Below are 13,744 nucleotides of genomic sequence, written 5' to 3' on the forward strand. Positions count from 1 at the left end.
GACAAGCCCGGGCATGACGAGTGGAGAGACCGATCTGTTGGGAAAACGGCCGAACCGCAGCGCTCAGAGCGTGCGGTTCAGCCGACTGGCCTGATACTTGGCGCGCCATTTCGGGCCCGGCCCGCGCATGTAGTGCAATTCGGGGCGGTAGGGGTCGCCGGCGACTTTCACCAGCGTCTGCCACTTGGTGGCAACGAAGTTCAGGGGCTGGCGGAGCAGGGTCAGTGAAGCAAGCAGCATGGCATCACCTCAATGCGGCTTGCCGAGCATGGCGGTGAAGGGGAGGTCGAAGATCTCCTCGCCGTCGTCGCCGCTGACATGGATCACCCAGTCGCGCCAGTCTTCCGCACCGGGCGTGAGGATCATCGTGCGCATGATCTGGGCGGCGCGGTCGCGTGCCTCGGTCAGATTGGCTACCGCCGTGCCGTACCGATCGATCAGTGTGCCTTCGGTATTGGAGCAGTGGAAATACATCTGGACCATACACGCCTCCTGTAGAAAGCGATTGGGACGGCAAACCGATACCACCCCAGGCATTCGCGAAACATTCGGGACGAGCCCGGTAAGGGAATCTACGGAGATTGGTCGGCACCAAGGTCGTTATAGGTTTAATCACAGGCGGGTGATGGGCAACTGGACGGCGCTGAGGCGGCATGGAACAACCCTGGAGGATACCTCCGGGAGGCCGCTGTGAACTGCTTCACATTCTGCTGTGAACGCCCAAGCCTGCGCTTGTTCGCGGTGGCCGTCGTCGGCGTGCTGCTCGGCCTGGCCCCGGCCTCGTCCGAGTCGCTCAGGAGGAGCGGCTATGCGATCGGCACGGAAAGCTGCGGCAGTGGCGATCTCGCTTTTCCAAGACTCCAGATCGACATGAAGGCCGGATTTTGCGCCGGCCTCGTCGCCAGCGAGGAGGATCACCTCAAATTTCCGCGCTCGATCGTCCAGGTGCCCGGCCGCGACCTGTTCGTGGTCGCCGACATGGGCGGCTGGGGCCACACCGATGGACGGCTGCTGCTGCTCGATCCGCATGCGCCCCTGGGCCAGCGGTTCAAGGAGTTGCTGACCGGCCTCGAATACCCGTTCGGCCTCGTGATCGGCCCGGACAAGAAGCCCTATGCCTCGACTGCGGAGACGATCTTCCGGTTCGATCCGCTCGCGGACAATCCGCGCGGCACGGTCGAGACCATCATTCGTCACCTGCCCGGCCGCCGGATCACGCTGCCCGATGGCACCAGGCTCGACGAGAGCGCGCATCCACTCAAGCAGTTCGTCTTCGATCGCGACGGCCGGCTGTTCGTCAATGTCGGCTCGCACAGCGACGACTGTATCACGCGTGCGCCGATCACAAGACCCTGTGCGGCGGCCGAGGGCGCCTCCGCGATGGCCGCGATCTGGCTGTTCACGCCGCCGTCAGGCGGCGTCTTCCCGGCGTTGAAGCCGAACGACCCTGACCCGCCGCACGCCGTCTATGCGCGCGGTCTGCGCAATTCGATGGCGCTGGCACTGCATCCGAACTTCCCGGATGCCGGCTACGCCTTCCTGCAAGGCGAGAATGGCCGCGACCTGCCCGACATCTTCAAGCCCAACGAGGAGATCAACGCGATCGAGCAGGGCAGGCATTATGGCTGGCCCTATTGCTACGACCTGTCGACGCCGAGCCCCGAATTCAGGATCGTGCTGCAATCCGGGGCCTACAAATCGCTCTGCACGGCCAACGCGCTCTACAAGCCGCCGTTCTCGCTGCTGCCGCCGCACGGCGCGCCGCTCGCGATGCTCTATTATCACGGTGCGAAATTCCCGGAGCTCGAGGGCAAGCTGCTGGTCGGCCTGCATGGCTATCGCCCGACCGGCAGCCGCGTCCTCGTCTACGATGTCGACGATCACGGCTTCCCCAAGCCGAGCCCGGCGCCGGTGCGCTACCACGTCAGCTGCGCGGCAGATCCGACCCACAGCTTCCAGACCGACGCCGGCGAGGCCGCCGCTGCGCCGTTCGAGGAGCTGATTGCAGGCTGGCACCGCGTCAACGGCGCGCGGCCGCAAGGCGCGCCGGTCGGCATGACGGTCGCCGAGGACGGCGCGATCTGGCTGGTCGAGGACAAGAACCAGACCGTGATCCGCATTGACCGCGCTGCGGGCGATCCGCCGGCGCCGCTGCCTTGCGACACGCGCAGCCAGGCGATGATCGACCAGCTCGCGGCCTTCGTCACCAGGGACGCGCAGAACAGCATTCGCCTCACCACGCTGCGCAAGGGCCTTGTCGAGAAGCATTGCCTCGGCTGCCATTCGGATTTCGGCCTGAAGGCAGGACAGCCGGATGCGGAGAAGGACGCAACCGTGCTCCGTTTCATGCTGGCGCAGGACGGCTGGATCTATCCGGGCGACCCTGATGCCGGCAGGCTGCATACGCGCCTTCGCGGTCTCGGCGCGGAGAAGCTGATGCCGCCGGGCGGCGAAAGCCTGCCGAAGACCGAGCCCGGCTATGCGCGTCTGGTCGACACCGCCGACCTGCTCGCTGCCAGGATGGTTCCGGGAACGCGGATGCGGATCAAGGCCGGTCCGCCGCAACGCAAGTTCTTTGGCAAGACCAACAAGGAATGCGGCGAAATACCGGCTGCCAAGGTCGTTGTCGTGACACAAAGGAGCGCTGTAGACAAACCCGGCTTCAGCCGATTCTTCCGGCCGGCCGATCCCTATCTGAACGGCGAGTGCACCGACGACGATGGCTATTACATCCGGCAGGAATTTCTGGTGCCTGTGCAGTAGCATTTTGCTCATCGCGACGCCCCCGGCTGCTGCCGAAACCAAGCTGTTCGACAGCGTGCAGGTGACGCCCGCCAGCGAATACACGTTTGGCATCGAAGGACCCGCCGCCGATCTCGATGGCAATTTGTTCGTCGTCAATCTGGGCAAGCCCGGCACCATCGGCAGGCTGCCTGCGGGCGCTGCCGCTTCGGAGCTGTTCACGACACTCCCCGAAGGCAGCGTCGGCAACGCGATCCGTTTCGATCGGAGCGGCGCAATGTTCATTGCCGACTACAAGAAGCACAACATCTTCACCATTGCGAAGGGAAGCGCCGAGCCTGCCGTCTGGTTTCACTCCGACGAGATGAACCAGCCCAACGACATCACGGTCGCGCGCGACGGCACGATCTATGCGAGCGATCCGAACTGGAAGGGCCGCGAGGGCCACATCTGGCGCATCGCGAAAGCCGCCGACGGAACGGTGCAGGGGCAGGTGATGCCGGCGCCCCGTGCGATGGGCACCACCAACGGCATCGACCTCAGCCCCGACGGCAAGACGCTCTATGTCGGCGAGTCCAGCAGCGGCCAGATCTGGTCCTACACGATCAGCGGCAACGAGCTCACCGGCGCAAGGCTGGTGAAGTCGTTTCAGCCCGACACCGTCGACGGGCTGCGCACCGACGTTGCCGGCCGCCTCTACGTCGCGCGCATTCTCAAGGGCACGATCGCGCTGATGAAGCCCAATGGCGCGATCGAGCGCGAGATCGCGTTGAAAGGCAAGGAGCCGACCAACCTCGCCTTCGGCGGCAATGACGGCAAGACCGTCTTCGTCACGCAGCGCCAGGGCGGCTTCGTCGAGGCCTTCCGCACCGATCAGCCGGGGCGCGAGCACTGTCTCCAGCGCGGGCGCTGCTGAGCCTCAGGGGCGATCTGCTTCCGGCAGAGGGCGGTGCGACAGCGGCGGCATTCTTCTTGCTTGCATCTGGCCGCCGCAGCGCTCAAGAATCTGTGGCACCGTCAAAGCGACCACGGAGTGTTTGAGTGAAAGCCGTCCATACCGAACTGCACCGCAGCCATGATCCGCAATTCTTCCTGGTTCGCGGTGTCGTCAAGCGCACCACCGAGCAGCCCGAGCGCGCCGACCGCCTGCTCAAGGGGTTGAAGGACGGCAAGCATCAACTGGTCGAGCCGACGACATTCGGGCAGGGGCCCCGCGCGCGCATTCACAGCCCGGAATACCTGTCGTTCCTGAGCGAGGCCTGGGACGCCTGGACCGCACTCGGCGATTCCGGCCCCGAGATGATCGGCAACATCCATCCCGTGCGCCACGCCGCGACCTATCCGACCCACATCGTCGGCAAGCTCGGCTGGCACACAGCCGACACTGCGGCGCCGATCGGCCCGGGCACCTGGGCCGCGGCCTGCGCTGCGACGGACGTTGCGGTCACCGCCGCGCAGATGGTGATGGACGGCGAGGACGCGACCTACGCGCTCTGCCGTCCGCCCGGCCATCACGCCTATCGCGACATGGCCGGCGGCTTCTGCTTCCTCAACAACAGCGCCATCGCCGCGGCGCATCTGCGGCTCAAGCACGAGCGCGTCGTGATCCTCGACGTCGACGTCCATCACGGCAACGGCACGCAAGGAATCTTCTACGCGCGGCCGGACGTGTACACGGTGTCGATCCATGCCGATCCCGTCGCATATTATCCTTATGTCTGGGGCTATGCGCACGAGCGCGGCGAAGGCCCGGGCCTCGGCACCAATCTCAACATCCCCCTGGCGATCGGCACCGGCGACGATGGCTACATCCAGGCGATGGACGTTGCGCGCAAGGCGATCGAGTCCTTTGCTCCCGGCGCCCTCGTCATCGCCCTCGGGCTCGATGCCTCCGAGCACGATCCGCTGAAGGGCCTTGCCGTCACCACGCCGGGCTTCCGCCGTATCGGCCAGGCCATCGCCAGGATGGGCTTGCCGACCGTGTTCGTGCAGGAGGGCGGCTACCTCTCGGACATCCTGGGTGCGAACCTGACCTCGGTGCTGGCAGGATTCGAAGAGGCGCGGTGAGGCTCACAGCTTCCGCGTAGATCGTCATGCCAGGGCTTGTCCCGGACATCACGTTCTTTGTGCCCGTGGTAGGCGTGGATGGCCGGGTCAAGCCCGGCCATGACGTCGAGAGTACAATCGCTCGCAAGAATTCAAAACATCCCGCTCGCCGCAAGCGCCTTGCAGACGTGCTGCATCTCGGCCTCGTCCGCGACCATGTCGAGCATGACCGTCGTCAGGCCCTCTGCCGCAAAATCCCTCAGCCTCGCGCCGATCTCGGCATAGCTGCCGACGAGATAGGGGCAGTCGGCCTGGAAGGTCAGGAACGGCAGCAGCCAATAACCGTTGTCCGCGAGCTCGCCGCTCTGACCCTCGTACAGCCGCCGCTTCCACACGGAGTCGCTGTTCCCCACGGTGAGCGCGAGCAGTTCGCGATCATCGGGGTTGTCGCGGAAGCGCGCCTTGGCTGCCTGCCGCGCCTCGTCGCGGCTCTCGCGCGCGAAGATGCCGAAATTCATGCCTGATACGTCGAGCCCGCGATCGAGGTCCGGCGGCAGCATCTGCATCTTGATGCAGCCGGTCTCCTTCGCCACGCGCCGTGCCGCCTCGGACTGGCCCGCGATCAGGAATTCCGGCATCAGCTCCGCCGGCAGGCGGGGGCGCAGTTGCAGATTACTCGCGCGGTAGAACCGGCCCTCGACATTCACCGGCCGCGGACTCGAGAGCAATTGCCGCATCAGCGCGACGAATTCGCCGAGCCGGACGTAGCGGTCGGCATGGGACTGGTCGTCGCCGAGGCCCTGCAAGTCGCTGACCGCGGTCCCCGTGATCATGTTGAGATAGACCTTGCGGCCGTAGAGCTGCGCGAAGGACGAGACGAATTTCGCTGCCGTGAACGGATGCATGTAGACCGGGTTGACGGCGATCAGCGGCGAAGATCGCGTCGTGCCTGCCATGATGTGCTGGGCCATGGCCCAGGGCTCGACGAACACGTCGTTGCCTTCGAACAGCAGAATGCCTTCGAAGCCGTTGCGGTCGGCGAACTGCGCCACCCGCATCAGCTCGCCGACATATGTCCTGGGGTCGCGGTTGCGCGAGATCGCGGGGAAGACGCGCAGCCGCGAGGTCGTCATTCAGCCGCTTCCTGGAGCGGCCAGGCATTGCGGCTGATGGGAAGGCCGCCGTCCGCACGGGAGCCGTCGGCGATCGCGAGCCGATGCGAGGGGGAGGGCGAGCACAGCGAGAAGCGCCATCCCTGCGGATCGTCGGCGATGTCGGGCTTGAAGCTGATCTCGATGGCTTCGCGCGACACCTGCATCGCGAAGGCGTCGAGCGGCAAGTTGAGCCCAAAGCCCCTGGCCTTCAGATAGGCCTCCTTGAGCGTCCAATAGTCGAAGAAGCGCTCGATCGCCGCCGGCTCCGGCAGGCTGCGCAGCGTTTCGACCTCCTCCGGCGCAAAGAAGCGATTCGCGGTGGAGAGCGGGGCGACACGCCGTGACACGGTTTCGACGTCGACGCCGACGGCCTCATGCCTGGACACGACGCAAGCGACACAGCCATCGGCATGCGACAGGCTGAAATGCAGCGCGGTCGAGGTTGCGGGTGCAGCGACAAACGGCCGCCCGTAGCGGCCGGCCCCAAAGGACCAGTCGGAGGGAGCGACGTTGGGTGCGACCTGCGATAGCGCCAGGCGCAGCATGGCATGGGCGAAAATATATTGCCGCCGGTGCCGCTCGAACATGAAGCGGTCGGCGCGGACCCGTTCGTCGACCGAGAGCAGGCGCCGGCACGCATCGGCCGCGCGCGGCGCATCAATAGTCTCGATCAGTCCGACAAACAGTTCAATTCTGTCGTCTGCCATCAATCAGGCCCATGGCGTCAGGCGGAGGCCAAATCCCCCGGTCCTGACGGAAGAATCAATTGAGCAAGAACCAACTGAGCGGACCGTTGATATCGGTCCACCCGGGCGAATTCTTGTCGATTTGCAGGCCGGTTTACGAGCTCAAGCTTGTGCGAGACCCCAACTCGCAGGCGAACGGCCCGTTGTCCGAAAGATTCGTGCGGCGTCCCGGCCGACTAATCTTACTTTTTCTTCTTGGCCTTCTTCGAGCCGCCCAGCATGGAAAGGCTGGCGTCGACGTCCTTCAGCGCGGACTGGAGCTTCTTCTTCTCGTCGGTCAGCAACTTTTGCAGGGCCTTGCGGTCCTTGTCACTCAACGAGGTGCCCTTGGTAAATTTGATGAAACCCATAACACTCCCCCGGTTGAAAATTTTCGTCCAAATCAAAACGCGAGAATAATCTTGCGCGCTGGCGCCAAATAATCAAGATGCAACTTGGTCATTCACAGCTTTGACGAGTGAACCATTATTCGCCCGCCCTGTACAGCCGGTCAAGCCGCCCTGCGATCGAGCAACCGGCCGAGCGGCGTGTTGGGCTGGGCGGCGGCGGTCCCCAGCAGCGCGACGAGATCCTCCATCCACTCGCCGACCATATGGCCGTCGAGCAGTTCGCCCTTGTAATTGCATGAACCGGTGATTCCGGTCGGGCGCTCCTTGAGCATCAGCGACAGCCAGGTCTGGTCGATCGGCAGCACCGGCTGCCCCTCGCGCGCGACGTTTCCGATCGATTGCACCGCAATCTCCGGCAGATCGAGCGGCTGGCGCAGCGGATTTTGCAGCGTGAAATAGACCTGGAGCAGTGCGGCCGGGTCGATCCCCTCCTGCTCCAGATGGTCGGCCAGCATGTTGAACGGCAGCTCCTGCCGCGCATGCGCATCGAGCACGCTCTGCCGCACCCGCACCAAGGCTTGCGCGAACGACAGATCCGGCGTGATTTTCGTGCGGACGATCACCGTATTCTCGAACGGGCCGACGATTCGCTCGGTGTCCGGCTGGGCGCGATTGGCCATGGCGGTGGCGACCGAGATGTCGGTGTGGCCGGTCCGTGCCAGCAGCAGGGCCTTCAGGCCGGTGAGCAGGTACATGAACAACGTGGCGTTCTGCTGGCCGGCGAACGCCGTGAGCCGCGCGATCAGATCGGGCTCGAGCCTGAGCGGTTGGTGACCGGTGGATGCGCCCGGGCTTGCGTCGCCGTCAAAGATCGGGGCCGCGCCGCGCAGATTCTCCGTCCAGTCGGCAGCCTGGCGGCGGGCGGCGTCGGTGCCGCACCACCAGCGCTGCCAGCGTGCGACGTCCGAAAAGGCCGGCGGCAGTTTCGGCAGCGGCGCCGAGGGACGTCCTGCCAGCGCCGCATAACGGCTCGACAATTCCTCGAACAGCACGCCGATCGACCAGCCGTCGGCAGCGGCATGATGCAGCGTCAGCAGCAGCACGTGGTCGCCGGCATGGAGCCGCAACAGCCGTGCCCGCAACAGCGGCGGCCGCGCGGTGTCGAACGGGGTGTAGGTCTCCTGCTCGATCAGGAGATCGATCTTCCTGAGTTCGAGGGCTTGGCGCCGCTTGTTGTTGTGCGGCCGCCCGTCGCCGATGACCTCGACGGTGAGGACGGGCCCGAGTTCGCCGGGCGTGGCGAGGCGGCTGATGGGCTCCCCGCCGTTCCAGCCGAACGCAGTCCGCAGCGATTTGTGGCGGCGCACGATGTCGCCGAACGCCTGGGCGAGGATGGCCGGATCGAGCGGGCCCTGGAGGCGAAAGGCAAAGGGCAGGTTGAACAGCGGCAAGCCCGGCAAGTTCTGCTCGATGCGAATCATCTGGTCCTGCGCGATCGAGAGCGTCGGAGGGCGGCTTTCGATCAACCGCGACACGCTTGCGGCAGGCTTGTGCGGCTCGGCGGCCACGGCCTCGTCGACCCGGCGGGCGAGCTCCTCGATCGTCGGCGCCTCGAAGACGGTCTTGATCGGCAGCGAGACGCCGAGCGCACGGGCGACGCGCGCCATCGCCTGGCCCGCCAGCAGCGAATGGCCGCCGAGATCGAAGAAATTGTCGGTGACACCGAGGCTCTCGACCTTCAGCAGATCGATCCAGATGTCGGAGAGCACCTTTTCGGTGAAACGCCGCGCCGGCACGGCCGCATCCGGCCCCGACGCGTCCTGCTGCGCGGGCGCCAGCAGCGCGGGCCGGTCGATCTTGCCATGGGCGTTGAGCGGCACCTGATCCAGGAACAGGAATGCGGACGGGATGGCGTGGCCGGGCAGCCGGCCCTTCAGGAATTCGCGCAACTCGCTGGCGCTGACCGGGCTGCCGGGCCTTGCGACGATGTGGGCGATCAGCCTGACATCGCCGCTGGCCTCGCGGCGCGGCTCGACGATGCCGGCGCGCACGCTCGGATGGTCGGCCAGCGCGTTCTCGATCTCCTTGAGCTCGACGCGGTAGCCGCGAACCTTGACCTGATGGTCGGCGCGGCCGAGGCACTCGATCGTGCCGTCGGCGCGGCGGCGGGCAAGGTCGCCGGTCCGGTACAGCCGGCTGGCAGCCTGGCGCGAGAACGGATCGGGCAGGAAGCGTTGCTTGTTCTGCGCGGGATCGTTGACATAGCCGCGTCCGACGCCGGCGCCGCCGATGCAGAGCTCGCCGGTCACGCCGACTGGCTGCGGCTCAAGGTTGGCGTCGAGCACGTAAAGCTGGGTGTTCGGCAGGGGCGCGCCGACCGGAACGTTGCCCGTCGCGGTCGCCGGCGGCTTGGTCAGGCGATGCAGGGAGACGTCGTCGGAACATTCCGACGCACCATAGGCATTGATCAGCGGCACCTTCGGGCAGCGGGCGAACCAGGCGCGGCAGAGATCGACCGGCAGCGGTTCGCCGGTCGAGATCAGGAGGCGGAGCCTTGCAAAGGCGCGCTGGATCTTCGCCTCGTCCATGCGATCGAGGATCACCCGCAACAGCGACGGGACGATCTCGAGCACGGTGATGTGCTCGCGCTCGATCTCCCGCGCGAGCAGGATCGGGTCCTGCACGATCGCGTTGCCGCAAATGTGCACACGGGCGCCGACCATCGGCCCGGCGAGGAACTGCCAGACTGAGATGACAAAGCTCTGCGGCGCGGTCTGCGCGATCACATCCCTGGCCGAGAGGTTCAGCCCGGAAATGAGCGACGCCAGATGGTTCGACAGCCCGCGCTGCTCGATCATGACGCCCTTCGGCGCGCCCGAGGAGCCGGACGTATAGATGAGATAGGCGAGATAGGCGAGATAGGCGAGGCTGGATGCTGCGCGCCGCGCCGCGCGGGCCGGCTTGGTCGCCCCTGGCGCGATCGCGTCTTCGAGCTCGGCCACCTGGATGCGCTCGACCAGCGGCTCGATCAGCGCCGCGACCATGGCCGACTGGGCGCGCCCGGTCAGCAGCACGCGGGCGCAGCTCGATCCGAGAATGGTCGCAAGCCGCGCTGGCGGCTGGTCGGGATCGAGGTTCAGGAACGCCGCGCCCACGCGCTGCACCGCGATCATTGCGGCGAGCAGATCGGGTCCGCGCTCCGCGAGCAAGGCGACCACGCTCTCGGACCCGACGCCTTCGCGGGCCAGCCAGCGCGCAGCCGCCTGGCTGCGCCGGGCCAGTTCGCGATAGCTCAGGGATGCGTGTCCGTCCGACACCGCAACAGCGTTCGGTGTCGTCCTGGCCTGACGGTCGAAGCGTTCGCTTAAGTTGCCGCGGGTGGTGAAATTGGCCGGCACGCCGTGGCCTTTCGCCAGCAATTGCCGGCGTTCGGCTTCGGTCAGCAGCGGCAGGCGCGAGACGCGCTGTTCCGGATTGGCGATGACGGCCCTGAGCAGGGTCTTGAATTGAGCAGCCATGTCTTCGATCGTGGCCGCGTCGAACAGATCGGTGGCGTACTCGAAGAACCCGGTGAATCGCCCGTCGGCCTCGACCAGCTCGAGCGTGATGTCGAAGCGCGCCACTTCTGGATCGACCTCCAGCCGCCGCGTCGACAGGCCAGGGAAGCGTGCCGCCTCGATCGAGGCGTTCTGGAGGATGAACATGATGCGGAACAGCGGATTGCCGTCGCTCCGGCGCGCGATCTGGAGCGCACGCAGCACCTCCTCGATCGGGAGATCCTGATTGCGGTAGGCATCCAGCGTGACCTGCCGCACCCGTCGCAACATTTCGCCGAAGCTCGGATCACCGCCAAAATCGTTGCGCAGGATCAGGGTGTTGGCGAACAGCCCGATCAGGCGCTCGCTCTCGATCTGGTTGCGGTTGGCGATCAGCGATCCGGTCGCGACATCCTCATGCGAGGTGTGACGGAAGAGCAGGCACTGAAACACCGCGAGCAGGGTCATGAAGGGCGTGACGCCCTGGTCCTGGCTCAGCGCGCGGACATCGCCCGAGAGGGTTCTGGAGAATTCGAAATAGTGACGGGCGCCGTGACCGCTCCAGATCTCCGGACGTGGCCGGTCGGTCCGCAGCGGCAGCGTGGTGAGGCCGTCGAGTTGCGGCCGCCAGTAATCGAGCTGCTCCTTTGCTGCCGGCGTTCGCGCCCAGCTCTGCTGCCACAGCGCAAAGTCGCGATACTGGAAACTGGGCGAGGGCAGCGCCGCCACGCTGCTCTTGCGTGCCGCGGCATAATGGGCGGCGAGCTCCTCCCAGAACAGCCGCTGCGACCAGCCATCGGTGACGAGATGATGCAAATTGACCACCAGCGCATGGCTGGATTTGTCGAACGACAGCAGCGTGACCTTCAGCGGCGGCTCGTGCGCCAGGTCGAACTTATATTGCGCGAGCTTGAGCGCCTCACGCCGGATCACGGCGGCCTGCTTGTCCGCAGGGCGGGGCTTGAGCTTGATCCGCTCGAATTTAGGCGGCGATCGCAACACAAGCTGCGCCGGCTCGCCCTGCCGTTCGATGAAGACCGAGCGCAGCGCCTCATGGCGGGCGCAGATTGCGGTGAGGCTCGCAGAAAGCGCGGCGACGTCGACCAGGCCTTTGAGAACTGCGACTTCGACGACATTATAGTTGTAGCGGGTCGGATCGAGCCGCGAGAGCACGTACATCCGCTGCTGCTGGAACGACAGCGGCGCGTCCGCTGTCGCAGCTAGGGCCCGGCGCCAGGCCGGCAGTGTCGCTTCGCGATGGGTTGCGGCAGTCTCCAGCCGGGCCGCAAGCGAGGCGACCGTGGCGCAATCGAAAATGTCCTCGAACGAGAAGTCGACGTTGAAGCGTTCGCGCAGGCGCGAGCGCATCTGCGTCACCGCGAGCGAGTCCGCACCGAGCGCGAAGACGTCCTGATCGATGCCGACCTGCGGCAGCTCCAGGAGGCCGGCCCAGATCTCCGCCAGCTGCGTTTCCAGCGTGGTGCGCGGCAGGCGCGCCGCGTCGGCGTCCTCCGCCGTCGCGATCAGATCGGCCAGTGCATTGCGCTTGACCTTGCCGCTGGCGCCCTTCGGCAGCGCCGCCACGCTGCGGATCAGGCTCGGTACCTTGTAGGCCGCGAGACGCTTTCGCGCGAACTGGCGCAACTGGTCCGAGGTCGCCTCGGAATTCGCCCGCAACACCACGACGGCGGCGACGTTCTCGCCGAGCTTTGGGTGCGGAACGGCAAAGACGCCGGCCTCCAGCACCGCCGGATGGCTGAGCAGGACCTCTTCCACCTCTAGCGGCGAGATCTTCTGCCCGCCGCGATTGATGACGTCCTTGATGCGGCCGACGATGAAGAGATAACCGTCGGCATCGAGATAGCCGAGATCGCCGGTCCGGAACCAGCCATTGCGGAATGCGGCCTGCGTCGCCGCCTCGTCATTATGATAGCCACGCGACATGTTCGCTCCGCGCAGCACGATCTCGCCGTGCTCACCGCTCGCAAGCGCGCGGCCCGTCTCGTCCATGATCGCGATCTCGGGGCCCGCGGCGCGGCCGACCGATCCGACCTTGCGCAACTCGAACGGATTGGCGGCGATCTGCGAGGCCGCCTCCGTCATGCCGTAGGTCTCGAGCACGGGAACGCCGAACGTCGCCTCCAGTCCGCCAAGGATCGCGGGCGCGAGCGAGGCCGAGGCCGAGCGGATCACGCGCAGCGACGAGGCCCGGGCGCGGTCCGGATTCGCTTCCGCCGCCGTCAGCAGCGCGCGATGAATGGTCGGCACCGCCGTGTACCAGGTCGGTTGCAGCTCCCGCATCCAGCCGAAGAACGACGAGGCGTCGAAACCGTCGGTGCAGATCACGCTGGAGCCCGCGGCCAGCGCCGTCAGGAGACCCGAGATCAGACCATGGGCGTGAAACAGCGGCAGGACGTTGAGCAGGCGATCATGGGATGTGAGCGACAGCACGCGGCCGGCATTGGTGGCGGACAGGCACACATTGCGATGCGTGAGCGGCACCATTTTCGGCCGCGCCGCCGTGCCCGACGTCAACAGGATGAACGCATCGTCGTCGCCGCGCGAGGCGCCGCTCGTGCGCGCCGGGCCGATCGTGGGGCCCACGAACGCGCAGCCGCCGAGATCGTCTTTCGGCCCCGGCACGAAATCGATCACAGCGATATCGAGCGCCCTGGCGACGTCGCGACTGGCCGAGTTCATGTCGGCCCGGGTGACGAGCGCCGTCAGCTTCAATTCGCTGAAATAGCGTTGCAGCTCGTCCGCAGTCAGATCGGGATTGACGGGGACGCAGGCGCCGGTCGAGGCGACCGCGATCAGTGCCAGCGCGCTGTCGGCGCCGCGCGGCAGCGCAACCGCAATGCGGTCACCCGGCGCGATGCCGAGCCCGCGCAGCGTGCGGACCAGATCCTGCGTCCGCTCGCCAAGCGCGCCGTAGGTGAGGGCCGGCCGGCCAGGGGCGAGCAGGGCGGGCGCCGCGGGTGTCCTGCGGGCGTAGAAGTCGAGAAGGCCGCCGATATGGGAAAAGATCTTCGTTTCGCCGCTCGCGCCGACCGATCCCGCTCCGGATGCAATGTCCGACAATGCCATTCCTTTTTGATCTGATTGAGCTATTCTTCCTAGAAGTTAGGGAATGCGTCCAGTCTGAGGTGAAGTTCGGGCCCCAAAATCTGTGGTTGAGGGGCCTAAAGCCC

Annotated in this window: 9 protein-coding genes; 3 read left to right on the forward strand and 6 right to left on the reverse strand. The window is 66.1% G+C overall.

Going from position 1 to position 13,744, the window contains the following annotated elements; translation table 11 throughout:
* Positions 1 to 63: 63 nt before the first annotated feature.
* Both E4K65_RS47575 and E4K65_RS47580 read right to left on the reverse strand, forming a co-directional pair.
* Positions 64 to 240, reverse strand: coding sequence for a hypothetical protein (locus E4K65_RS47575; protein ID WP_167771207.1), 177 nt, complete (start codon positions 238 to 240; stop codon positions 64 to 66).
* A 9-nt stretch (positions 241 to 249) separates the two neighbouring features.
* Positions 250 to 483, reverse strand: a complete 234-nt coding sequence (locus E4K65_RS47580) for a DUF6894 family protein (RefSeq protein ID WP_167771208.1) — start codon at positions 481 to 483, stop codon at positions 250 to 252.
* A gap of 207 nt (positions 484 to 690) precedes the next feature.
* On the opposite strand from E4K65_RS47580, the gene E4K65_RS27590 reads away from it, so the two are divergent.
* The 3 genes from E4K65_RS27590 to E4K65_RS27600 all read left to right on the forward strand — a co-directional run bounded on the left by E4K65_RS27590 (position 691) and on the right by E4K65_RS27600 (position 4,809).
* Complete coding sequence (locus tag E4K65_RS27590; protein ID WP_135176796.1) at positions 691 to 2,763, forward strand: PQQ-dependent sugar dehydrogenase; 2,073 nt, start codon at positions 691 to 693, stop codon at positions 2,761 to 2,763.
* Positions 2,720 to 3,658 (forward strand): SMP-30/gluconolactonase/LRE family protein, encoded by a 939-nt coding sequence (locus E4K65_RS27595; RefSeq protein WP_135176797.1) that lies wholly within the window; start codon positions 2,720 to 2,722, stop codon positions 3,656 to 3,658. The genes E4K65_RS27590 and E4K65_RS27595 overlap by 44 nt, the downstream gene beginning before the upstream one ends.
* Before the next feature lie 125 nt (positions 3,659 to 3,783).
* Positions 3,784 to 4,809, forward strand: coding sequence for a histone deacetylase family protein (locus tag E4K65_RS27600; RefSeq protein WP_135176798.1), 1,026 nt, complete (start codon positions 3,784 to 3,786; stop codon positions 4,807 to 4,809).
* 131 nt (positions 4,810 to 4,940) lie between these two features.
* On the opposite strand, the gene E4K65_RS27605 is transcribed toward E4K65_RS27600, so the two are convergent.
* The 4 genes from E4K65_RS27605 to E4K65_RS27615 form a co-directional block, all read right to left on the reverse strand.
* Positions 4,941 to 5,921, reverse strand: coding sequence for an LLM class flavin-dependent oxidoreductase (locus E4K65_RS27605; protein ID WP_135176799.1), 981 nt, complete (start codon positions 5,919 to 5,921; stop codon positions 4,941 to 4,943).
* Positions 5,918 to 6,649 (reverse strand): 4'-phosphopantetheinyl transferase family protein, encoded by a 732-nt coding sequence (locus tag E4K65_RS27610; RefSeq protein WP_135176800.1) that lies wholly within the window; start codon positions 6,647 to 6,649, stop codon positions 5,918 to 5,920. Before E4K65_RS27610 ends, E4K65_RS27605 begins: the two co-directional genes overlap by 4 nt.
* A 221-nt stretch (positions 6,650 to 6,870) precedes the next feature.
* Positions 6,871 to 7,038 carry a hypothetical protein gene (locus E4K65_RS47585; protein WP_166466031.1) on the reverse strand — a complete coding sequence of 56 codons (168 nt, stop codon included), beginning with the start codon at positions 7,036 to 7,038 and terminating at the stop codon, positions 6,871 to 6,873.
* 140 nt (positions 7,039 to 7,178) lie between these two features.
* The gene (locus tag E4K65_RS27615) at positions 7,179 to 13,640 is read right to left on the reverse strand and encodes a non-ribosomal peptide synthetase (RefSeq protein WP_135176801.1); all 6,462 of its coding nucleotides are present in this window, start codon (positions 13,638 to 13,640) and stop codon (positions 7,179 to 7,181) included.
* Between the last annotated feature and the right edge of the window lie 104 nt (positions 13,641 to 13,744).

The organism is Bradyrhizobium niftali, from assembly GCF_004571025.1.
Taxonomy (GTDB): Bacteria; Pseudomonadota; Alphaproteobacteria; order Rhizobiales; family Xanthobacteraceae; genus Bradyrhizobium; species Bradyrhizobium niftali.